11 protein-coding genes are annotated in these 22725 nt (G+C 73.6%); 2 read left to right on the top strand and 9 right to left on the bottom strand.

What is annotated here, in order from left to right; all coding sequences use genetic code 11:
• Positions 1–8: 8 nt before the first annotated feature.
• The 7 genes from V4Y03_RS32825 to V4Y03_RS32795 all read right to left on the bottom strand — a co-directional run bounded on the left by V4Y03_RS32825 (position 9) and on the right by V4Y03_RS32795 (position 16535).
• Entirely contained in the window at positions 9–350 is a 342-nt protein-coding gene (locus V4Y03_RS32825) for a hypothetical protein (RefSeq protein ID WP_332437614.1), read from the bottom strand.
• 130 nt (positions 351–480) lie between these two features.
• Positions 481–4332 (bottom strand): condensation domain-containing protein, encoded by a 3852-nt coding sequence (locus V4Y03_RS32820; RefSeq protein WP_443079917.1) that lies wholly within the window; start codon positions 4330–4332, stop codon positions 481–483.
• 201 nt (positions 4333–4533) lie between these two features.
• The gene (locus V4Y03_RS32815) at positions 4534–6402 is read right to left on the bottom strand and encodes a non-ribosomal peptide synthetase (protein WP_332437612.1); all 1869 of its coding nucleotides are present in this window, start codon (positions 6400–6402) and stop codon (positions 4534–4536) included.
• A 7-nt stretch (positions 6403–6409) separates the two neighbouring features.
• Complete coding sequence (locus V4Y03_RS32810; protein ID WP_317878801.1) at positions 6410–7444, bottom strand: TauD/TfdA family dioxygenase; 1035 nt, start codon at positions 7442–7444, stop codon at positions 6410–6412.
• 80 nt (positions 7445–7524) lie between these two features.
• Positions 7525–8316, bottom strand: coding sequence for a thioesterase II family protein (locus V4Y03_RS32805; protein WP_056557895.1), 792 nt, complete (start codon positions 8314–8316; stop codon positions 7525–7527).
• A complete protein-coding gene (locus tag V4Y03_RS32800) occupies positions 8313–14876 on the bottom strand; it encodes an amino acid adenylation domain-containing protein (protein WP_332437611.1) in 6564 nt (2187 codons plus the stop codon). Before V4Y03_RS32800 ends, V4Y03_RS32805 begins: the two co-directional genes overlap by 4 nt.
• A gap of 135 nt (positions 14877–15011) precedes the next feature.
• Entirely contained in the window at positions 15012–16535 is a 1524-nt protein-coding gene (locus V4Y03_RS32795; RefSeq protein WP_332437610.1) for a helix-turn-helix domain-containing protein, read from the bottom strand.
• A gap of 314 nt (positions 16536–16849) precedes the next feature.
• Between V4Y03_RS32795 and V4Y03_RS32790 the strand changes: the two genes are divergently transcribed.
• Entirely contained in the window at positions 16850–17056 is a 207-nt protein-coding gene (locus V4Y03_RS32790) for a hypothetical protein (protein ID WP_317876203.1), read from the top strand.
• An 89-nt stretch (positions 17057–17145) separates the two neighbouring features.
• Here V4Y03_RS32790 and V4Y03_RS32785 read toward each other — a convergent pair whose 3' ends face one another.
• Positions 17146–20586 carry an AfsR/SARP family transcriptional regulator gene (locus V4Y03_RS32785; protein WP_332437609.1) on the bottom strand — a complete coding sequence of 1147 codons (3441 nt, stop codon included), beginning with the start codon at positions 20584–20586 and terminating at the stop codon, positions 17146–17148.
• Positions 20587–20789: 203 nt separating this feature from the next.
• Between V4Y03_RS32785 and V4Y03_RS32780 the strand changes: the two genes are divergently transcribed.
• Entirely contained in the window at positions 20790–21170 is a 381-nt protein-coding gene (locus V4Y03_RS32780) for a nuclear transport factor 2 family protein (RefSeq protein ID WP_242426965.1), read from the top strand.
• Positions 21171–21334: 164 nt separating this feature from the next.
• Here the strand turns inward: V4Y03_RS32780 and V4Y03_RS32775 are convergent, their stop codons facing one another.
• Positions 21335–22714 (bottom strand): hypothetical protein, encoded by a 1380-nt coding sequence (locus V4Y03_RS32775; RefSeq protein ID WP_332437608.1) that lies wholly within the window; start codon positions 22712–22714, stop codon positions 21335–21337.
• Positions 22715–22725 lie beyond the last annotated feature (11 nt).

Below are 22725 nucleotides of genomic sequence, written 5' to 3'. Positions count from 1 at the left end.
CGCCGGGGTCAGCCCTCGTCCCCGCCCAGCACCTCGTCCAGACCCACCGCCGGGCAGCCCAGCGCGTCCGTCAGTGCACGGCGCTGGCGCTCCGTCAGTGACGGCAGGAACACCGCCGCGTCGGCGCGGGTCCGTGCACAGGCCTCGGAGACCTCGCGGACCTTTCCGAGCCGCAGCAGCGTCCGCGAGGAGAACGGCAGCGCCATCCTCGCGACCCCGCCGTCCGAGACACCGCGCCGCTGTGTGAACCGGCCCACCACCCGCGCCCCGCGCGCGGACAACGCCTCCGCGGCGGCGTCCATCAGCGCCCCGAAGCCCTTCTCCTTCGCGGAGAAGTACCCGACCAGCACGACCCGGGCACCCTCGACCTCCGGCGGCCCGGACGGAAACGGGACCGGCGCCCGGCCCGCTCGGCGGGCCGGGCGCCGATCCCGCCGACGACCGTGCTGCATGAACCCAGGTTAGGGGGGACACTCCCTGTCAGGCGGTGGGCACCCGCGCCCCGCCCCGCGTACGGCGCCGCAGCGCCGGCGTCTTCGGCGGGGTCTGTGCGGCCGGCTGGGCGAGGCGCGCGGCCAGCGCCGCCACCGTGGGGTGCCGGAACACCTCGCGCAGGGTGATCTCGCGGCCGAGGTCCGCCCGCACCCGGTTCACCAGCTGCACCGCGAGCAGCGAATGCCCGCCCACGCGGAAGAAGTTGTCGTCCGGGCCGACCGCGCGCCCGTCGAGCAGCTCCGTGAACAGCGCGCCCACCCGCTCCTCCCACGGCGCCCCGCCCGTTGTGGCGGCCTTCGCGGCCGGCTCGTGTCCGGGTTCAGGGAGGGCGGCCACATCGGTACGGCCGTCCGGGGTCAGCGGCAGCTCGGGCAGCGTCACCACCGAGGCGGGGACCAGGTACTCCGGCAGCCGCTCGGCCGCCCAGGCCCGCAGCGCGGGACCGTCGGCCGCCACGGCGCCGGGCCGCCCGACCACGTAGGCGAGCAGCCGGTCCTCGCGCACGGCGGTGACGGCCTCCGACACCGCGGGGTGCGCGGCGAGCGCCGCCTCCACCCGTCCGGGCTCGACGACGTAGCCGCCCACCGTGGTGTCGCCGAGCACGCGCAGGACACCGTCGGTGCCGCGTACGCCCCGCCGCCCCGTGGGCAGCGGCACCGCGCCGCGCTCGTACAGCTCGCCCGGCACTCCGACCGGCACCCGCCGCTGCCGCCGGTCGAGAAGAAGGCCGCCGGTGGCGTCGGCGCCGGCCGCCGGTTCGCCGTACACCAGGTCCTCCACCCGCTGCTCGGGGTCGGCGGCGACCGCCGTGAGCGTCGCGACCAGCCTTTCCGTGAGCAGTGTGGCCGTGTCCGGGCCGAAGAGGTCCGTCGCGTACTCCAGTACGCCGGTCAGCTCCCCGGGTTCGCCGGACCGGTCGCGGCCCGCTGTCAGCGCGAAGGTCAGGTCCGTCTTCGCGGTGTGCGCCCCGAACGGGACCGGCGTGCCCGACAGGGCCGTATCCGCCGCCGCGCCGCCGGCCGTGTGCACCTGGAGCATCACCTGCACCAGCGGGTGGTGGGCGGAGGACCGGTGCGGGTTCAGATGCTCCACCAGCCGGTCGAAGGGCACGTCCTGGTGCCCGAAGGCCGTCAGGTCGGCCTCCCTGACCCGGCCGAGCAGCTCGGTGAAGCGCGGATCGCCGTCCGCGGAGGTCCGCAGCACCAGCGTGTTCACGAAGAAGCCGGCGAGCCGGTTCAGGGCCTCGTCGCCCCGCCCGGCGACCGTGGTGCCCACGGCGACGTCGGGTCCGGCCCCGTGGCGGCTCAGCAGCGCCACGAGCGCGGCCTGCACCACCATGAACAGGGTCGTTCCGGTGGCGAGCGCCGTGCGCGCCAGGGCCCGATGGGTCTCCGCGTCCAGCCGGAAGGGGGCAAGGGCGCCCCGGTGGGTGGGCTCGGCGGGGCGCGGCCGGTCGGTGGGCAGCGCGATCAGCGGCGGAAGTCCGTCCAACGCCTTCTTCCAGTACGCCAGTTGGGTAGCGAGAAGTCCGTCGTTCCTGCCGGGCTCGGAGCCGTCGCCGTCGCCGAGGAGTTCGCGCTGCCAGAGCGTGTAGTCCGCGTACTGGACCGGCAGCGGCTCCCAGCCCGGGGCGCGGCCCGCGAGCCGCGCCTCGTACGCCTCGGAGAGGTCGGCCAGCAGCCGGTCGGTGGACCAGCCGTCCCCGGCGATGTGGTGCACGAGCAGCACCAGGACCTGGCCGCCGTCCTCCGCGCAGTCGATCAGGGTGGCCCGGAAGGGGATCTCCTTCGCCAGGTCGAAGACGTGCCCGGCCGCCCTGTCCACCTCGGCCGCCAGTTCCGCCGCGTCCCCGGCCCGTACGAGGCCGAGGACGGGCCGTACACCGGCCAGGATCTCCTGGTACGGCTCTCCCGCGACCGTCGGACAGACCGTGCGCAGCACCTCGTGGCGCTCCGCCACGTCCGCGAGCGCAGCCGCGAACGCCCCCGGCACGAGCGGCCGTTCCAGTCGGCGGACCAGCGGGATGTTGTACGTGGCGCTGCGTCCCTCCAGCTGCCCCACGAACCACAGGCTCCGCTGGGCGTACGAGAGCGGCAGCCGCTCGGGCCGCTCGGCGGCCGGGACCGGACGCAACGCCGGACGCTTCTCCGCGCCGCCGCCCCGCTCCTCCATGCGGCGGGCCAGACCGGCGGGCGTCGGCGCCAGGAACAGGTCACGGATGCCCGCCTCCCTGCCGATGACCGCGCGCACCCGGTTCATCAGCTTGCCGGCGAGCAGCGAATGCCCGCCCGACCGGAAGAAGTTGTCGTCCGCGCCGAGCCGTTCGAGGCCGAGCACCTCCGCGAACAGTCCGCACAGGATCTCCCCGAGCGGGCTGACGGCCGCACCGTCACCCGATTCGGCCCCCGCCCCCGCTCCCGTACGCGACTCGGCGGCGCGCCGCTCCGCCTCGGCGACGGCCAGCCGCTCGTGCCGGGCGGCGAGCTCCGCCCTCTCGTCCCCGCCGACCAGGGCGAGTTCACCCAGCCGGGCGCCCGGACGGCCGGCGAAGGCCGTGAGCGCGCGGACGTACAGATCGAGGAGGAGACGCGCGGTCCCCTCGTCGAACAGGTCCGTCGCGTACTGCACGCCGACCTCCAGACCGTCGGGGTCGCCCGCGGGCCCGTGCCGCTCGGCGCACACCACCGTCAGGTCGAACTTGGCCGCCGCCAGGTCCGAGGTCTCCACCGTCCCCATGACGGGGCCGAGCGCCGCAAGCGCCGGGGCGTCGGCGCTCTGCATGCTCAACATCACCTGGAAGAAGGGGTGATGGGACAGCGACCGGTCGGGATTGAGGTGCTCCACGAGGAGGTCGAACGGCAGCTCCTCGTTCGCGTACGCCGCCAGGTCCGTGTCCCGCACCCGCGCCACCAGCTCCGCGACCGTGGGATCACCCGACAGGTCCGTGCGCAGGGCCAGGGAGTTCACGAAGAACCCCACCAGGTCGTACAGATCCTCCTCGGGCCGCCCCGCGACCGGCGTCCCGATCGCGATGTCCTCGCCCGCGCCCGCCGAGGAAAGTGCCGCCGCGAGCGCCGCCCTGACTACCATGAACAGGCTCGTCCCCGTCTCCCTGGCCAGTCCCAGCAGCCCCCGGTGGGCCTCGGCGCCGACCTCCGCGGTGACCGTCCCGCCCCGGTGGCTGGGCTCCGTGGGCCGCGGCCGGTCCGCCGGGAGCGGCGTCACCGGCGGCAGCCCCTCCAGGGCCGCCGCCCAGTGGTCCAGCTGCTCGCGGGCCAGACTGTCCGGGTCCGCCGGGTCCCCGAGGACCTCGTGCTGCCACAGCGTGTAGTCGGTGTACCGGACCGGCAGCTCCTCCTGCTCGGGCGCCGCCCCGGCGAGCCGGGCCGCGTACGCCTCCGTCAGGTCCCGCAGCAGCGGCCGGAGCGACCACCCGTCCGTGGCCACGTGATGGAGCAGCAGCACGAGCACCGAACCGGGCCCGCCCTCGGGAAGGAACAGTGCGGCACGGAAGGGCAGTTGGGTGCCGATGTCGAAGGACTCCCGGCCGAAGCAGGCCACCAGCTCCTCCAGGGACGCCGCCGGGCACTCCCGTACCGCCAGGGTGATGTCCGGCTCCGCCACGACCTCCTGGTACGGCTCACCGTCCGGGCCGGCCGGGAACACCGTGCGGAGCACCTCGTGCCGCCGGGCGAGATCCCCGAGCGCCGACCGGAGCGCCGGAAGCTCCGGGACCCCGTCGAGCCGCAGCACGACCGGCGCGTTGTACGTGGAGGACGGGCCGTCGAGCCGGTTCAGGAACCACAGACGGCGCTGGGCGAAGGACAGGGGGATCACGGTCATCCTCGGGGGGTGAAGGTGCGGCTACGGGAGAGGGGGGAGGGAGGGGATGGCGGTCGCAACGCGGGCCGGGGCCGGCGGTCGCAACGCGGGCCGGGGCCGGCGGTCGGAACGTGGGCCGGGGCCGGCGGTCGGAATCCGGGCCGGGGCCGGGCGGGGCTCAGGTCCCGGCGGTGGCGCCCGCGGCCCGGCGACGGCTCAGGCGTCCTCGGTGGTGGCGAGCAGTTCCTCGATGTACCGCGCCAGGTCGCGCAGGCGCGGGTTCGCGTAGACGGCCTTGACGGGAAGCGCCACCTTCAGCTCGGCCCGTACCCGCGACACCAGCTTGATCGCGAGCAGCGAATGTCCCCCCAGCTTGAAGAAGTTGTCCTCGGGGCCGATCTGCGAGGCGCCCAGCACCGTCGCCCACACTCCGCCGATCAACCGCTCGACCGTGCCGGACAGTTCGTCCATGGCGGCGGAGTCGGCCGGCGCGGCAGTCCCGGCCGTCGGAGCGGGCAGCGCGGCCCGGTCCAGCTTGCCGTTCTGGGTCGTCGGGAAGCGGTCCATCGCCACGAACGCCGACGGCACCATGTACGCGGGGAGTTCGGCGGCGAGCAGCTCGCGCAGCCCCTCCGCCGACACCTCCGCGCCGCCGGCCGGGCGGTAGTACGCGGCCAGCCCAGGGGTTCCGGCCGGGTCCTCCCGTACGATCACGGCGGCCTCCGCCACCCCGGCGAAGCGCGTCAACGCGGCTTCGATCTCGGGGAGTTCGATCCGGTGGCCGCGCAGCTTCACCTGGCCGTCGGCGCGCCCCAGGTACACGAGGCTCCCGTCCGGGAGCATCCGGCACAGGTCACCCGTCCGGTACATCCGGCCGCCGCCCGCCGGGTCCTCGACGTCCGGGACGAACCGGTCCGCCGTGAGCGCCGGGCGCCGCCGGTAGCCGCGGGCCACCCGGGGCCCGGCGAGGTACAGCTCCCCGGTCGCGCCCTCGGCCACCGGCCGGAGCCGTTCGTCGAGGAGCCGCATGCGCAGGCCCGGCAGGACCGTCCCGATGTGCGGCTGGCGGCCCGGGCCCTCGATCCATCCGGCGGTGGAGTCGACCGTGCACTCGGTGGGCCCGTAGAGGTTCACCGCTCGTATCGTTCCAGCGGAGCCGAGCCCGGCGATCCGGTCCCACAGCGCGGGGGGAACCGCCTCGCCGCCCACGAGGAGGGTGAGCGGGCGCGGCCCGCCGTCGGCGGTGAGCAGGTCGAGCAGGGGGTCGGCGTGCGAGGGCGTGAGGTCCAGGTCCGTGAGCGCCTGCGCGTCCACGAACGCGGCGAGCAGCGCCGGGTCCCGCCGGGTCTCCTCGTCGATCATCACCAGGGCGTCGCCACGGCACAGCCGGACCCACTGCTGCACGGAGGCATCGAAGGACGGGGACGCGTTCCAGCCCACCCGGCCGCCGTCGGTGACGGCGATGCCCGCCTCCTCCAGCTCCGTGAGCAGCGCGGCGGCGGCGGCCCTGCCGACCTCCACGCCCTTGGGGCGCCCGGTCGAGCCGGAGGTGTAGATGACGTAGGCGAGCGCGTCGGCGGGCACGGGCACCGGCCGGAACACGTCGGAACCGGCCGTGGGCGCGCTCAGCTCGGCGGCGGTCAGGTGCGGCACGCCCTCGGTGAGCGGCTCGGCCCCGGGGCCGGCCGTCACGACGAGGTCGGCGCGGGCGTCCTCGACCAGGTAGCGGCGCCGGTCGGCGGGCAGGTTCGGGTCGACCGGCAGATAGGCGGCCCCGGCGGTGAGGGTGCCGATCAGCGCGGCGACGAGGTCGGCGCCGCGCGGCAGGCACAGCGCGACCACGCTTTCCGGGCCGACGCCGAGGCCGGCGAGCCGGCCGGCGATACGGGCGGCCTCGGCGCGCAGCGCGGCGAAGTCCAGCTCGCGGTCGGCGGCGACCACGGCGGTACGGCCACCGGGAACGGCGGCGAGCCGGGTGAGCAGATCGGCGGGGAGGGCGGCAGCGGCCGGGGCGGGGGAGGCGGTGACGGGGGAAGCGGTCACGGGGCTGGGCGCGGCGGCGCGCGCGGGCAGAACGGTGGTCATCTCGGGCTCACTCCCCGTACAGGGCGGTCGAAGGGGCGGTCTCCGGGCGGCAGTCGGCCAGCGCGACCGGCTCGCCCATGGCGACGAGGATCTTCCGGTCGCCCGCGTAGGCCTCGCGGCCGTGGGCGCAGAGGATGTTGTCGACGAGCATCAGGTCGCCGCGCTGCCAGGTCTCGCGCACGGTGACGCGGTCGTACACGTCGTTGATCGTGTCGACCTCGGCGTCGGTCAGCGCGGTCCCGTCACCCAGATAGGTGGAGAACGGCAGGCCGTCCTCGCCGTACGTGTCGAGCAGGACCTCCCGGACGTCCTCGTCGAGGGTGCGGCTGTTCCAGAACGCGAAGTGGTTGAACCAGACCTTCTCGCCGGTCACCGGATGGGTGACGATGGCCGAGCGGCGCTGCGTGGTCCGCATCGAGTCGTCGTCCAGCCACTCGTACCCGACGGTGTTCTCCCGGCAGTACGCCTCGGCCACGGACCTGTCCTCGGTGGCGAAGGTCTTGTACCAGGGGAGACCGGCCAGCTCGGAGTAGTTGCGCACCAGGAGCCAGCCGGCCCGCGCGAACCGCTCGGCCAGCTCCGGCGGGAGCAGCCGCAGGGCCTCGCGCATGTCGCCGACCGTGGTGGCCCCGCCCTCGGCGGGCGCGGTGACGCAGCCGAAGAGGAGGACGCCGGGGAAGTCCAGGGTGTAGCTGTTCTCGTTGTGCAGCCGGATCGGCTGGACGGCCGGCAGGTCGGTGGAGGAGAACACGCCCTCGCCGAAGTCGGTGCGCGGGGTGGCCTTCTCCTTGTATCCGGCGCGCTCACGGATCAGGGCGTCCCGGGCACGGGCGAAGTCGGCCGCGTCGGTGACGGGCAGCCCGCGCAGCAGGACGGCGCCGGAGCGGTGCAGTTCGGCCTGTACGTCGTCCCGCCGGCTGTCGAGCCAGGCGGCGGCCTCGGCCATGGAGTCGAAGGCGGGGGTGTGGACGACGACGGGCTTGCCGGGTTCGCGGACGATGTCGAGCGTGGGCGCCGTGGTCGATTCGGCGTAGGTGGTCATGGGAGTCCTCGGATCGGTGGGTGCGGAAGGAATGCGGGGGAGGGGGTGCGGCGTACGGGCGAGAGAACGCGGACGCCTGCTCAGACCGCGCTCGGGGCCGGGGCCGGGGCGACGGCGGCGTCGAGCACCGGGTTCACCAGGGCGAAGAAGGCGTCCAGCTGCTGCTGGAAGTAGAAGTGACCGCCGGGCAGCACCTCCGTCGTGAAGGCGTGCTCGGTGACCTCGCCCCAGTGGCGCAGGTTCTCCGCCGGCGCCACCGGATCGGCGTCGCCGCCGATGACGGTGACCGGGCAGTCCACCCGGGCCGCCGGGTCGGCGCAGCGGTACACGTCGTCGATGGCGAAGTCCGCGCGGATCGACGGCAGGACGATCTCCCGCAGCTCCGGCTCGTCGAGAATCGAGTCGTCGGTGCCGCCGCGCTCCTTGATGGCCGCCACCAGGGCGTCGTCGTCGAGGAGTTCGGGATGCACGGCGCACGGGTTCGCCAGGAACGGGGCCCGGCAGGCCGAGGCGATCAGGGCGCGAGGGGTACGGCCGGCCGCCTGGAGGGCGCGGACGACCTCGAACGCGACCAGGGAGCCCATGCTGTGGCCGAGCACCACCAGCTCACCCGCGTCGGCCGGCAGCGCCTCCACCACCGGTCCGGACAGGTCGTCCACCGACTCCGGCAGGTCCTCGGAGAAGCGCGCGCCGCGGCCCGGGTACTGGCCGATGAGCAGGCGTACGTCCGCCGGCAGGTGCGCCCGCCACTCGGCGTACGCGTGGGCGTTGCCGCCCGCGTGGGGGAGGACCAGGAGCGACAGCCGGTGCGGCCCGCTGCCGGGCAGGTCCCAGACGACGTCCTCGGGCGCGGGGCGCGGGTCGTGGGTCATGAACTTCTCCGATCGGTGTGGGTGTCGCCGGGGGTACGGCGGCGCAGCGCGGGCCTGGCCCGCTTGGCCGGAGCGGCGCTCCGGGCCGCCACGTGCGCGGCGAGGGCCGCGGGGGTGGGGTGCAGGAAGACGTCGCGGGTGGTGAGCCGGGTGGTGAGGACGGAGTCGAGCGCGGTCGCGATGCGGCCGGTGAGGCGGGCGGCGAGGAGGGAGTGCCCACCGAGGTCGAAGAAGTTGTCGTCGGCGGAGACCGGGCCCGGCGCGTCGAGCACGTCCGCGAACAGGGCGCACAGGGTCCGCTCGACCGGCGTGCGCGGGGCGCGCCCCTCACCCGCGGCGCGGGACGGTGCGTCGACCCGGGGCAGGGCCCGCTTGTCGATCTTGCCGTTGGCGGTGAGCGGCAGCCGGTCGAGGACGGCGATCCTGGCGGGCACGAGGTGCTCGGGAAGGACACCGCGCAGTCGCTCCCGCAGCGCGAGCGGGTCGAGGGCGGGGCCTGCCGGGTCGGCGACGACGTACCCGACGAGGATCTTCTCGCCCGGCCCGTCGCCCGGCTCGTCGCCCGGCTCGTCGCCCGGTCCGTTGTTCTGTCCGTCGTCGGGCCGGCGCGGGCCGCCGTCCGTGCGGACCAGGACCGTCGCCTGGGCGACGGACTCGTCCCCGAGGAGGGCCGCCTCGACCTCTCCGGGCTCGACGCGGAAGCCGCGTATCTTCACCTGCTCGTCGGCGCGCCCGAGGTATTCGAGGGCGCCGTCCGCCCTGCGCCTGACCAGGTCTCCGGTGCGGTAGAGGCGGGTGCCGGGGGGTCCGTAGGGGTTGGGGGTGAAGTGGGTGGCGGTGGTGGTGGGTTGGTGGTGGTAGCCGTGGGCGAGTCCGTGTCCGGTGAGGTAGAGCTCGCCGGTGGTGCCGGGGGGTGTGGGGTTGAGGTGGGTGTCGAGGATGTAGGTGTGTTTGTTGGTGAGGGGGGTGCCGATGGGGTGGGTGGTGGGGGGTGTGGTGGTGGGTTGGATGGTGTGGGTGGTGGTGAAGCCGAGGGATTCGGCGGGGCCGTAGCCGTTGGTGATGGTGAGGTGGGGGTGGTGGGTGTGGAGTTTGTGGGTGTGGGTGGGGCTGGCGGGTTCGCCGCCGGTGTAGGTGGTGTGGGTGGTGTTGAAGGTGTGGGGGTGTTCGTCGGTGAGGTAGTTGAAGAGGCTGGAGGAGAGTTGGAGCATGGTGATGGGGTGTTGTTGGGTGAGTTCGGTGATGTGGGTGGGGTCGGGGCGTTGTCCGGGTTGGAGGATGGTGGTGCCGCCGTGGAGGAGGGCGCCCCAGTATTCGAGGCTGAAGGCGTCCCAGGAGACGGGTGAGCATTGGAGGAAGGTTTCGGTGGGTCCGAAGGTGCAGTAGGTCTGGTGGGTGAGGGTGGAGACGAGGTTGCGGTGGGAGGAGAGGATGCCCTTGGGGCGTCCGGTGGATCCCGACGTGAACATCACGCAGGCGATGTCCTGAGGGGTGAGCCGGATTCCCGGGTTCTCCGCCGGCCGGGCCGCGATCGCTCCGGCCTCGGTGTCCACCCGGAGGGTGAGCCAGGGGCCTTCGACGCGCGAGGCCTGGGTGCTGTCCGTCACGAGGACCGCGATCCCGGCCCGATCGGCGCTTGAGGCGAGTCGTTCGTCGGGGAACTCGGGGTCCAGCAGGGCGTATCCGGCGCCGGTCTTGATGACGGCGAGTACGGCGACGGCGAAGGCGTTGCTCCGTTCGAGGAGGACACCGGCGAGGTCTCCCCGGCGCAGCCCGGCGGCCATCAGGTGATGGGCGAGCCGGTTCGCCCGCTCGTTCAGCTCGCCGTAGTTCAGGGTCTCCTCCCCGAAGACGACGGCCGGGTGCTCGGGCCGCAGCCGGGCCTGCTCCTCGAAGAGTTCCGCGAGCGTCCCGTCCCCGATCTCGGCCTCGGCACCCCTGCCTTCCGCGAGGAGCCGCCGCCGCTCGGTCCCGTCCATCAGCTCGAACCGACTGAGCCGCTGCCCCGGTTCGGCCACCGCCTGCTCCAGGACCCGCCGCAGCATCGCGGCCGTCCGTTCGACGGTGGAGGCGTCGAAGAGGTCCGTCGCGTACACCACGGCACCGGTCAGACCCGTCTCGTCGTCCCCCGAGAGCAGGAACTCCAGGTCGAACTTGGCCGAGCCGTTGGACACCGGCGCCGTCCGCAGGGTCCGCGCCCCCGCGAGCACCGGCCCCGGTGTCGCACCGCTCTCCAGCGCGAGGCACACCTGGAACAGCGGGTGCCGGGCCAGCGAACGCACGGGGTTCACCGCCTCGAGGACCAGGTCGAACGGCGTGTCCTGATGGGCGTACGCGTCCAGATCGGCGGCCCTGACCCGGCCGAGGAGTTCACGGAAGCTCGGGTCGCGGGAGGTGTCGGTGCGCAGTACCAGGGTGTTCACGAAGAAGCCCACCAGGCCCGCCAGTTGCTCGTCCGGACGGCCGGCCACCGGGGCGCCGAGCGCCAGGTCCGTGCCCGCGCCGAGCCGGGTGAGCGTCGCCGCGAGGGCGGCGTGCACCACCATGAAGGGCGTGCACCGCTCCCGGCGCGCCAGCGCCGTGATCCCGGCGTAGAGGTCGGGTCCGAAGTCGACCGGCACGAGGCCGCCCCGGTGGGTGGCCACCGCGGGCCGCGGCCGGTCGTGGAGCGGCCCCAGCTCCTCGGGCAGCCCGTCGAGGGTACGGCGCCAGTGTGCGAGGTCCCGGCCCAGCGGGCTTTCCGCGTCCCCGGGATGACCGAGCACCCGTCGCTGCCAGTGCGCGAAGTCGGCGTACCTGACCGGCAGTTCCGTCGGCCACTCGGGGGCGGCGCCCGCCCCTCGGGCCGCGTAGGCTGTGGACAGGTCCGCGAAGAGCGGGGCGAGCGACTGGCCGTCCGTCGCGATGTGGTGCAGCAGTACGAGCAGCTCGTACCGGTCCGCCCCGAGATCGAACAGCGTCACCCGCAGCGGGCACTCGACGGCCAGGTCGAAGGCATGACCGGCGGCCTCCGTCACGGCCTCGTCGAGCCGCGCCGGGTCCACCTGGCGGCACTCGAACACCAGCCGGTCCGTACCGGCCGGCAGGACGCGCTGCCGGGGCTCGCCGTCCACCCGTACGAACACCGTCCGCAGCGGTTCGTGGCGGGCCGCCAGATCGGCGAACGCGGACCGCAGAGCCCCGGCGTCCACCTCGCCTTCGAGCCGTACGGTCATCGGCACGTTGTACGAGGTGCCGCCCTGCTCCATGTCGGAGATCAGCCACAGCCGCTGCTGGGCGAAGGAGAGCGGCGGCAGCTCGCAGCTGCGCTGCTCGGCGGTGAGCGGCGGCAGGGCCGGCCGGCCGCCCCGGTCGGCGAGCCGTGCCGCGAGCGCGGCGGGCGTCGGATGCTGGAAGACGTCACGGATCGTGAGCCGGGCGTCGAGCGTCGTCGCGATGCGGCCGGTGAGGCGGGCGGCGAGGAGGGAGTGCCCGCCGAGGTCGAAGAAGCTGTCGTCGGCGCCGAGCGACCGGGGCACGTCGAGCACCTCGGCGAACAGCCCGCAGAGGATCTCCTCCACCGGGGTGCGCGGAGCCCGGCCCCCGTCGGCGGTGACGGCCGTGTCGAGCTCGGGGGCGGGCAGGGCCCGCTTGTCGATCTTGCCGTTGGCCGTCAGCGGCAGCCGGTCCATGACCACGACCACCGCCGGGACCATGTGCTCGGGCAGCAGCGTCCGCGACCAGGCGCGCACCTCCTGCGGTCCGGGCGCCGGCTCGGCGGTGTCGCTGCCGGTGCCGGTGCCGGTGCCGATGGCCGTTCCGACGCCCGTCGGCTCGACCGTGACGTAGGCGACGAGCTGCGGGGTCCCGTGCCGGTCCGGGTGGGTGAGGACCGCCGCGCGGGAGATCCCGGGGTGGCCGGTGAGGACCGTCTCGATCTCGGTGGGCTCGACGCGGAAGCCGCGGACCTTGACCTGGGCGTCGGTGCGGCCTGCGTAGTGGAGACGGCCTTCGGAGTCCCAGTACGCCAGGTCTCCGGTGCGGTAGAGGCGGGTGCCGGGGGGTCCGTAGGGGTTGGGGGTGAAGTGGGTGGCGGTGGTGGTGGGTTGGTGGTGGTAGCCGTGGGCGAGTCCGTGTCCGGTGAGGTAGAGCTCGCCGGTGGTGCCGGGGGGTGTGGGGTTGAGGTGGGTGTCGAGGATGTAGGTGTGTTTGTTGGTGAGGGGGGTGCCGATGGGGTGGGTGGTGGGGGGTGTGGTGGTGGGTTGGATGGTGTGGGTGGTGGTGAAGCCGAGGGATTCGGCGGGGCCGTAGCCGTTGGTGATGGTGAGGTGGGGGTGGTGGGTGTGGAGTTTGTGGGTGTGGGTGGGGCTGGCGGGTTCGCCGCCGGTGTAGGTGGTGTGGGTGGTGTTGAAGGTGTGGGGGTGTTCGTCGGTGAGGTAGTTGAAGAGGCTGGAGGAGAGTTGGAGCATGGTGATGGGGTGTTGTTGGGTGAGTTCGGTGATGTGGGTGGGGTCGGGGCGTTGTCCGGGTTGGAGGATGGTGGTGCCGCCGTGGAGGAGGGCGCCCCAGTATTCGAGGCTGAAGGCGTCCCAGGAGACGGGTGAGCATTGGAGGAAGGTTTCGGTGGGTCCGAAGGTGCAGTAGGTCTGGTGGGTGAGGGTGGAGACGAGGTTGCGGTGGGAGGAGAGGATGCCCTTGGGGCGTCCGGTGGACCCCGACGTGAACATCACGCAGGCCACGTCGTCGGTCGTCACCACCGTCTCCGGGTTGCTCGTCGGCCGTGCGCCGATCGCGTCCGCCTCCCGGTCCACCAGGACCGTGTGCCACGGCCCCGTCAGACGACCGGCCTGCCGGCCGTCGCCGACCAGTACGGCGATCCGGGCGTCCGACGCCGTGTTCGCCAGCCGTTCGTCGGGGAACTCGGGGTCCAGCAGGGCGTATCCGGCGCCGGTCTTGATGACGGCGAGTACGGCGACGGCGAAGGCGTTGCTCCGTTCGAGCAGGACACCGGCGAGGTCTCCCCGGCGCAGCCCGGCGGCCATCAGGTGATGGGCGAGCCGGTTCGCCCGCCCGTTCAGCTCCCCGTAGTTCAGGGTCTCTTCACCGAAGACGACGGCCGGGTGCTCGGGCCGCAGCCGGGCCTGCTCCTCGAAGAGTTCCGCGAGCGTCCCGTCCCCGATCTCGACCGTGACACCCGCCCGCTCCTCAAGCAGCAGACGGCGCTCGGCGGGGTCGAGCAGATCCAACTCCCGTACGGTGCGGTCCATTCGGTCAAGCGCCGTGTCCACGAAGCGCAGGAAGCGGTCCTGGTGATCGGCCACGGCCACGAGGTCGCAGACCTCGGGTGCCGCGTCGAAGTCGACCCGCACACCCACCTCCGGCCCCCGGTCGTACACCCCGATCGCGAGGTCCTCCACCGGGCCGTTGCTCAGGTTGTGCGTCAGCGTCGGCTGGCCCCCGAAGTCCAGCTCGGGGGCGAAGGCCATGATGTTGACCAGGGGCGCGGTCAGGCGCCGTGCTCCTTCGCCCAGGCCCAGGTCGCGGCACATGTCCTCGTAGCGGGTCCGCTGGTGCTTCAGCCCGTGCCGTGACTCCGCCACCACCGACCGCACCAGCGCGGAGAGCGGTCCACCCGGATCCACCGTCAGCCGCAGCGGCACCACGTTCGACGCCATGCCCGGGGTCCGGCGCGAGAGTTCGGTGGTCCGCCCCGTCACCGGAAGGCCCAGCGTCAGATCCGTACGCCCGCTGATCCGGTGGACGTACGCGGCGACCAGCGTCACCATCAGCATCGGCCAGCGGGTGCGGTGCGCGCGGGCCACCTCGCGCAGCCGCTCCGCGCGCTCGGGGCCGAGCACCGCGCTCCGGCGCACGAACGGCACCCCGTCGTCCGGCACGCCCGTCGTGCGGCCCTCGGCGATCCGAGGGGTCTCCGGCGCTCCGGCCAGGTGCTCCGCCCAGTGGGCGCGCTCGGCCGCCGCCTCCGGCGAGGACCGGTGGGCGGAGTCCTCGGCGAGCAGCTCGGGCAGCGCCCCGAACGGCGTCGGGCCCCACGGCTCCCCGGCCAGCGCCTTCCCGTACAACTCGGCGATCCGCTGGTCGAGGAGGGACGACGCCATCCCGTCGAGCACGACATGGTGATAGCACTTGACGTAGAGGAAGTGCTCCTCGCCGAGCTTGACGAGCGCGTGCCGGGTCAGTTCACCGGCGGCCAGGTCGTAGGGGGCGGCGAGACAGCGCCTGACCCACGTACGGCCCTCCGCCTCCGGGTCGGCGGCGCCGCTGAGGTCCACCGACTCGATGCGACGGTCACCCGGCTCGGCGTCCAGGATCTGCCAGACGCCCTCCTCGTCCGCCTCGGTCCTGCGGATCCGCAGCACGTCCGCCTCGCGGACCAGCTGGTACCAGGCGGCGGCGAACAGCTCCTCGTCCACCGCGCCCCGGATCTCGTGGTACTCGCCGATGTTGTAGCGGCGACCGGTGGGGTCGAGGTGGTGTGCCATCCAGATGTCGTGCTGCGCTGCCGACAGCGGCAGCCGCACGGCTGTCGCACCGGGGGCGGTACCAGCATCGGACGCCATGAGCGAGCTCCTTGTGAGAGACGGGGGTGCGAGGGCCGGCCGACTCCGGGGCGTTCCGCGCACCAACCGGCCGATGTCATCCAAACCCGGGGGCCCCGCCACGGGCGGCAGTTGCCCCGGCACTCCGGCAGCAGCTCAGTGCGCGGCGGCAGCCAGAGCGGCGGGCCCGGCACCTTCGACCTCGGCGCGGTCGCTCACCGCGCCCACCCCGGGGGCCCCATCGACCCCACCAGCCCCGACGGCCCCGTCGGCCGCACGGTGGAACGCGCGGACCAGTTGCAGTACCCGGAACCGGGACCGGCCGGCCTCGTGGCTGGGCCGGATCACCCCGCTGATCAGCAGGTCCCGCACCATGCGTCCGCACTCCGGCAGTCCGAGCCCGGTCAGCCGGACGATCTCGTCGAGCCCGAACCCGCCCTCGTCGTCACCACCGCCCGCCCCCGGCGTCCTCGCGCACAGCGTGGCGAGCAGCTCCCGGTGTCCGGCGGAGAGCCGGACCAGAGCACGGCGCAGCGCGGCCCGGAACCGCAGTCCGCCGTCGCCTCCCGCGAGGTGGTCGAGCAGCGGCGCGGGGTCTCCGTCCACGCTCGCCCGGAGCGTCGCGAGGTCGCAGACCGCCAGCCACGAGGCCGCCGCGCCCAGCGCCATCGGATGCCCGTCGAGCCGACGGCAGATCAGGGCCACCTCGGCCAGATCGGACCCCTGGAGCACGAACTCCGGCCGCACCCGGCGTACATGGTCGAGGAACAGCCGCACCGAAGGAGAGGTGATCGCCCCCGACGGCTCCGGCGACCGGGGCGAAGGTGCGGCGGGAACCTCCAACGGGCCCAGCAGGAAGGGGCGTTCGCCCGGCACCTGCCACGGCTGCTCGGAGGTCACGAGGAGTCTGAGCCCCGGGCACTCCCGCATCAGCCCGGTGAGCCGGTCGAAGCGGGGCGCCCGCTCCGGAGCGCCGTCGAGCACCAGCAACACGGCCCGGTCCCCGACCAGTTCGGAAAGCGACTCCCCCTGTCCGGCCGGCCCCTCGGCCTCGCCCCGGTCCGTGCCGTCCGGCGCGCCGAAGAGGTGCTCCACGGCCGCGCGGACCAGCCGGTCCGCCCGCCCGGCACCCGCCGCCTCCAGATAGTCCCGGGGCGCACCCGGGAAGGCGTACCAGAGCACCGGAAGCCCCGCCGCGTACAGCCGGTTCGCCACCTCAAGGGCCACCCGGGTCTTGCCCACCCCGCTCAGCCCCACCACGTTGACCAGGCGCTCCGCCGACGTGGACAGCTCCCTCACCATCGCCTCCGTCTCCGCGTCCCGGCCCGTGAGCCCGTGCAGCGCCGTCGGCGGGGCCGGCGGCTCGGCGTCCAGGAAGCTCCCGGCGGACCCGGTGGAGCACCGCCCTTGCTGGGCCGCCGCCTCCAGCGCGGTCCGGGCGCGGGAACCGAGCCGCAACGCGTCCGCTATCAGCCGTACGGTGTCGGTGCGGGGACGCCGGGCCTTGCCCTGCTCCAGGTCGCGGATGGCCCGCACGCTGATCGTGGACAGGTCGGCCAGCTCCCGCTGGGTGAGGCCGATCCGCAGCCGGTGGCTCCTGATGAGGGCGCCGAGGCGGGCGCTCCCTTGCGTGGTGGAGGGGCCTGCGGCTGCCGCGGTGGACGGGCCGGTCATGCTCATCTGCGCTCCCGCGAGTCGTGGTGGGGAACCCCCTGGGCAGGTGCTGGCCGGTGCCCCTCCTCGTGGGGCGGTCACCGTCCGGTTCCTGTTCCCATCGTTCGACTCGCGCTATCGGCGGAACATCACCCCGGCAATGGAGCGGGGAAAGCGGTCGCTATCACGGCATCACGCCGGTCCGTGCCGTGATAACGCGGCGATAGGGGCGGGGGCGGTACGGGGATTCCGGCGCTTCCTAGTGTGGTGCCCACAGAGAACGAAGCACGCAGCGGAAACAAGAACCAGACAGCGCACCCACAGCCGAAGGGACCACTCAGATGAGCCTCACCAAGGCCCTCCGTACCGCTCTCCTCACCGCCGCCGTCGCCGGCGCGGCCGTCCTCGGCACCCAGGCGGCACACGCCGAGGACGTCACCACTCCCTCGGGTACGACGCAGACCGCCCCGGCGGCCCCGCTCGACGGTGCCGCCGAGCCGACGCCGACCCCCACCCCGAGCGCCACGAACAACGACCCCTGGGACTGACCCCGCCGGCCGACAGGCCACCAGGCCGGCCCGACAGTCACCCTGCCGGCGCCCGACAGTCACCCGGGCGGCCCCCCCGGCCGCCGCGTTCAACCTCCGAGGAGCAGTTCCGTCTCCCGTAGTTCCGGGCCCATGTTCCGGTCCCGGAAGGTCTGGGCGGCGCTCTCCAGAAGTCCCCTCGACCGGTCCCGCTCGCCCGAACGGGCAAGCACCCGCGCCAGGTCGAGCCGTACCAGCGCCGATCCGCCCTGGTCCATGATCTGTTCGCGCACCGTCAGCGAACGGTCGTAGAAGTCCCGCGCGAGACGGTCCAGGCCCATGGCCGCGTGCGCCTGGCCCAGGTCCCGCAGCAGATGCCCCTCACCGATCACGTCACCGCGCTCACGGCACAGCTCCAGCACCTCGCTGAAGGTGCGGACCGCCTGCTCGTGCTCGCCCCGCCCGTACAGGAGCTGCCCCACCCGGCGCAGCGTCCGTGCCTGCCCGCCCGTGTAGCCCACCGAGCGGTAGATCCCCAGGGCCTCGTCCAGCTGGGACTGGGCGGTGGAGTCCTGACCACGCCGCATCCAGATGTGCGCGCTGTGGGTGAGGACGTTCGCCCGTCCCACCGGGTCCTCGGCCCGGTCGAAGTCCGCGAGCGCCAGCCCGTACAGGTCGAGCGCGCGGTCGTCGGCGCCGCCCAGCCGGTCCAGGAGGGCGAGATCGCGGCGGCACAGGGCGCGTCCGTGCGCGTCGTCGAGCTCCGCGAACAGACCCAGCGCGGTGGTCAGGTTCTGCCGGGCCTCCTCGTGCTGGCTGCGGCTGAGGTGCAGTGAACCCATCGAACTCAACAGGGCCGCCGTGCCACGAGTGTTGCCCGCCAGTCTCACCGCGGCGAGCGCCTGCTCGTGGCTCTGCTCCCACAGGTCGTGATGGCCGCGCACCTCGAACAGCGTCACGAGCGTCGTCGCGAGGTCCCAGCTCAGCTCGTCCATCCCCTCCCGGGCGGCGTGCTCCACCGCCTGGCACAGGTTGGCCTGTTCGCTGTCCAGCCACTCCAGCGGATCCACGAGCAGTTCGTCGACGACCGTGCGCGGCGGCTGCCAGCGGGGCGCCCGGCCGTGCAGAAGGGTGAAGTCCCCGCCGTAGATGCGCCGGTGGGCCTCTTCGGCGAGCGCCATCCAGCCGCCCATCATGCGGCCGAGCGCGGTCGACTGGGCGGCCGGCTCGTCGTGGGCCGCGAGCTGCTCGCGGGCGAACACCCGGATGATCTCGTGGAACCGGTACCGGAATCCGCCGGTCGACTCGACGCCCACCACATCGAGCATCTGTACGTCGACGAGGGGTTCGAGCAGGTCGGAGGGGAAGGGGCGGCCGTCGTCGAGGAGGGCGCCGGCCAGCCAGCCCGGCAGGGTGGGTCCCTGGGCGAGGCTGAGCAGCCGCAGCAGCTTCCGCTCCTCCGCGCCCAGTCCGTCGTGGGTCAGCGACAGGCTGGCCCGCATGGTCATCTCGCCGTGGGTCAGCTCGTCGAGCCGGTGCCGTTCGTTGGCCAGCCGGTGGACCATCGAGGCCAGTGTCCAGTGCGGGCGCGCCGCCAGCCGGGCGGCCACGATCCGCAGCGCGAGCGGCAGCCCGCCCACCGTCCTGATCAGCGCCTCGGCGGCCACCGACTCCCTGCTCACCCGGTCGGGGCCGATGACCCGGACGAGGAGTTCCAGGGCGCGCTCGGTGTCGAGGACGTCCAGCTCCACCCGGTACGCGCCGGGCAGCCCGGTGATCCGCAGCCGGCTGGTCACCAGGACCGCGCAGCTGCGGGTGCCCGGGAGCAGCGGCCGGACCTGGCTCTCCGAGGCCGCGTCGTCGAGGACGACGAGCACGCGCCGGGTGGCGAGCAGCGTCCGGTACATCTCGGCCCGCTCGTCGAGCGACTCGGGGATCACCGGGCCGGGGATGCCGAGGGCCCGGAGGAAACGGCCGAGCACCTCCGCCGCCGTGGCGGGAGCGGCCGTGGTGCCGCGCAGGTCGCAGTACAGCTGACCGTCGGGGAAACGATTCTCCCCGATGCGGTGCGCGATATGGGTGGCCAGGGTGGACTTGCCGGTGCCGGGCTTGCCGACGATCACGGCGACCCCCACCGCCCGCCGCTGGCCGTCGCCGATCAGGGCGCGCTCGATCGCGCCCATCTGCTCCTCGTCACCGACGAAGTCGGCGGTGTCGGCCTGGAGCTGGCGCGGAATCTCCTCGCCAGCCCCGGCCACGGCTCCCGGGGCCGTACGCGACGGGGGAGCCGCGAGGGATTCCTGAGCCTCCGTGACAGGCGCGGCGGACGCTCCCGATGCGGATCCGGCCGCCGATCCCGCATGGGCTGCGTCGATACCGGGGGTGCCCACCGTGACCGAGAGCCCGGTGTTGCCCACGAGGCCGCCGGCGCCCAGGACACCGGCGCCACCGGTGTGACCCGTGATGCCGCTACGGGTCCCACCGCTCGTGCCGGAACCCGACCCCGTACCGCCGTACGTCTCCGCACCGGGATACGACTCCGCGCCCGAGTACCGCCCGGGCCCCGAACCGGCACCGGATCCGACACCCGATCCCGACCCCGCACCCGTACGGCCGTCCCATCGGCCGTCGTCGGCGGTGCCGTCCGCACGCCGTCCGGACAGCCGGTCGCCATCGCGCCCCGCACCCGCACCCGCGAGTCCGTTTCCGGTGGCGGTGTGGCCGGGGGGCGTCGACCCGATCCGGTCCTCGGCACCGGCCGACCGCAGCGAAGGATCCCCGGAGAGGATCGCCGCTTCCAGCCCGCGCAGTTCCTCGCCGGGTTCGAGGCCGAGTTCCTCCACGAGGAGTTCCCGGCCGATCCGGTACGCCTCAAGGGCCTCGGCCTGACGCCCGGAGCGGTACAGGGCCAGCATCAGCTGGCCGCGCAGCCGCTCGCGCAGTGCGTGCTCCCGTACCAACAGCTGAACTTCGCCGACCAGTTGGTGATGGCGCCCGAGGTCGAGTTCCAGTTGGATACGGGTCTCCACGGCCGTCAGCCGTTCCTCGTCCAACTGGAGGGCCTTGCTGCGGAGGGTGTCGCACGTGACCCCGTCGAGGCCCGACCCCTGCCACAACGCCTCGGCGGCCCGCAGCCGTTCGACCGCATCGGCCGGACGGCCGGACCGGAGCAGCGCACGCGCCTCCGCCACCTCGCGGGCGAAGAGGGCCGAGTCCACGCTCTCGCCGTCGGTCTTGAGCACGTACCCCGGCGGCCGGGTGGTGATGGCGGCGTCGAGCCCCGCCCCCGCGAACAGCTTCCGCAGCCGGGACACACAGATCTGCACCTGCGTACGGGCGGTGTCCGGCGGTTCGTCGTCCCAGATCAGATCGACGAGATAGTCGGTGCTGACCACCCGGTTGGCCTCCAGCAGGAGGGCGGCCAGGATGACTTCCTGCCGGCCGGGCGGCACACGGACCGGCCCCCGTGGACCGGTGACCTGTAACGGCCCGAGGATGCGGAAGACCGGGCCTTCAGAAGCGGGGCGTACTCCGCTGACGGAGTCGGGCATACGTCTCCCAGGTCGGGGTCCGGCGCTCGGAGAGGGGTGATCGAGGCGACTGCCGGGTCAGTCTCCTGGAACCGAACGGCTTTTGTCCATGCCGTGGAGTTTCCGTGGGGAGCGTGTCGCTGCTGTCCGGTGATAGCCCTGCGATAGTTCGGGGTTGCACGGCCGGAGCAGAGTGTCCGAGGACGCACGAAAGGACACGGCCGGTGAGCAGCAGCGAAGACAGTGAGCGGGGCGGCGGGCGCGAGGTGGGCGGCATGGTCACAGCGGCGGGGGTCGACCACGTACGGCTCGCCTATCACTACCTCGACGACGGCGATGTGGACGGATTCGGATCGCTCCTCCACGAGGACGTGGAGCTGCGCCGGCCGGACGCCCCGCCGGGGCAGGGGCGCGCCGAGGTGCTGCGGATGCACCGGGAGGGCCTGGTGCCGCCCGCCCGCCACACCCTCGACCGGATCGTGGCCGAGGGGGACAGCGTGGTGGTGATGGGGCGCGTCGGTGAGCTTCCCTTCGTCGACGTGTTCACCTTGTCGCCGGAGGCCATGCTGCGCGGCTGTCGCCGCTACTACCACGTGGCGCCCTGAGGATCCGTGACCGGTCCGCCGCCCGGTACAGGCCTGTCACCGGAGACGTGACCTCCGCGGCGGCGACGCCGTCGCCGCCGCGACCGGGGCCGACATCGGCACTACGGGGAGGCCCGCCGTCGGCCCCTGGAAGAAGGACGGCGCGAGCTGACCCGCCGCTCCCCTCAGGGATGTGTGAACACACCCACCATCCGTGTGTCCGGATTGCTGCTCATCCCGACGATCGCACCCCCGTCGGCGCGGTTGGCACGCGCGTGCGCGCCCGCATACCCCTCGTCGGTGAGGAAGATGCCGATCGCCGCGATCCAGTCGTCGACAGCGCCCGTCGCCGGGTCGTGGACCGGCTCGGGGTGCGGTACGACGCGTTCCTGCGCCACATAGCCGCCGCGCTCCACGGCGACCCGGAGCGCCTCGGCCCAGTCGGCCTCGGTGGACTCCCAGCCGACGAACGTGTCGAGACCGCCGTACCCGGCCCCGGGCTTGAGGATGAGCCGCTCCCGCCGCTCCCGGCAGAGATCCACCAGATCGCCGCCTCCGGAGCCGTACCCGGAGCCGGAGCCAGGGCCGGAGCCGGAACCGCCCCCGCCCAGCGCCCGGCTCCACGGCAGGACCCGTTCGACGAGTGCCCGCTCCGCCGCGTCGAAGGAATCGCCGCAGCGCGGGTCCGTCAGCAGTGCGAGCGCGCTCTTGTTCGCGTAGTAGCCGCTCTCCAGGGACGTGAAGAGCACGGTCCGGCCCGCCTCGTGGGCCCGGAAGAACGGTTCCGCGGCCTCCGGGCCCTCCGGATCCGCCAGCAGCTGACCGGCGGCGAAGTTCCGCAGCACCAGGTCCAGCGGAGTGCCGTCCAGGGTGAGCTTCCCGTCCGCCCGGGTGCGTACGTCCCCGATCTCCCCGATCCGCAGGTCGAGACCCTGCTCGGCCATCGCCTCCACCGTGGCCCGCATCAGCCTCCCGTACGGGGCGACACCACCGCGCCCCTCGATCAGCCCGATCACCGGCTCCGCGCCACCGGACAGCGCCGGCCTCGCCCGGTCCCGCAGGACGGCCGCCGTCCGCGCGGCGATGTCGACGTGGTCGAGCCCGTGCTCGCGCGCGAAGGCGCCGAACTCGGGGACACCGAGCAGCCCTCGGTTGAACACGGCCATGTCGAGACCGCCGACCTCGCTGCCGAGGTTGAACTCCAGGAGCTTGTACGCCGTGCCGTCGTGGTACGCGTCGGCGCGGCCCAGCTTCGCGGGGACCCCGGACCCGCACCGGCGGAGCAGCGCCGCGAGCGCGGGACCGATCCCGATCTCCGCCGCGTACCGGTCGAGATCACCGTCGAAGAGCCGGAGGGGCAACGACACCAGGAGGTCGAAAAGGCCCTCCAGGTCCCGGGCGAAGGCCGCCGTCTCGGCGGCGCTCACGAACCACGGCCGGGGCAGCAGGTGCGCGCGCCAGGCCTCGTCGAAGGCCGGCGGCAGTTCGGCCCGCGCGACGGCGTCGGCGAGTCCGCCGTCCTCGCGCAGGCACGCGTCCAGGTAGATGCGGCTCAGCTTGCTCATGTACGTCGCTC

This window comes from Streptomyces sp. P9-A4 (assembly GCF_036634195.1).
Taxonomy (GTDB): Bacteria; Actinomycetota; Actinomycetes; order Streptomycetales; family Streptomycetaceae; genus Streptomyces.
This window is presented reverse-complemented; position numbering and strand designations above follow the sequence as displayed.

What these genes read in the sequence shown, in the direction of transcription:
- V4Y03_RS32815 (WP_332437612.1), bottom strand. Translation starts at nt 6,402, where the DNA reads ATGACCACCGTTCTGCCCGCGCGCGCCGCCGCGCCCAGCCCCGTGACC.
- V4Y03_RS32810 (WP_317878801.1), bottom strand. Translation starts at nt 7,444, where the DNA reads ATGACCACCTACGCCGAATCGACCACGGCGCCCACGCTCGACATCGTC.
- V4Y03_RS32805 (WP_056557895.1), bottom strand. Translation starts at nt 8,316, where the DNA reads ATGACCCACGACCCGCGCCCCGCGCCCGAGGACGTCGTCTGGGACCTG.
- V4Y03_RS32800 (WP_332437611.1), bottom strand. Translation starts at nt 14,876, where the DNA reads ATGGCGTCCGATGCTGGTACCGCCCCCGGTGCGACAGCCGTGCGGCTG.
- V4Y03_RS32795 (WP_332437610.1), bottom strand. Translation starts at nt 16,535, where the DNA reads ATGAGCATGACCGGCCCGTCCACCGCGGCAGCCGCAGGCCCCTCCACC.
- V4Y03_RS32790 (WP_317876203.1), top strand. Translation starts at nt 16,850, where the DNA reads ATGAGCCTCACCAAGGCCCTCCGTACCGCTCTCCTCACCGCCGCCGTC.
- V4Y03_RS32785 (WP_332437609.1), bottom strand. Translation starts at nt 20,586, where the DNA reads ATGCCCGACTCCGTCAGCGGAGTACGCCCCGCTTCTGAAGGCCCGGTC.
- V4Y03_RS32775 (WP_332437608.1), bottom strand. Translation starts at nt 22,714, where the DNA reads ATGAGCAAGCTGAGCCGCATCTACCTGGACGCGTGCCTGCGCGAGGAC.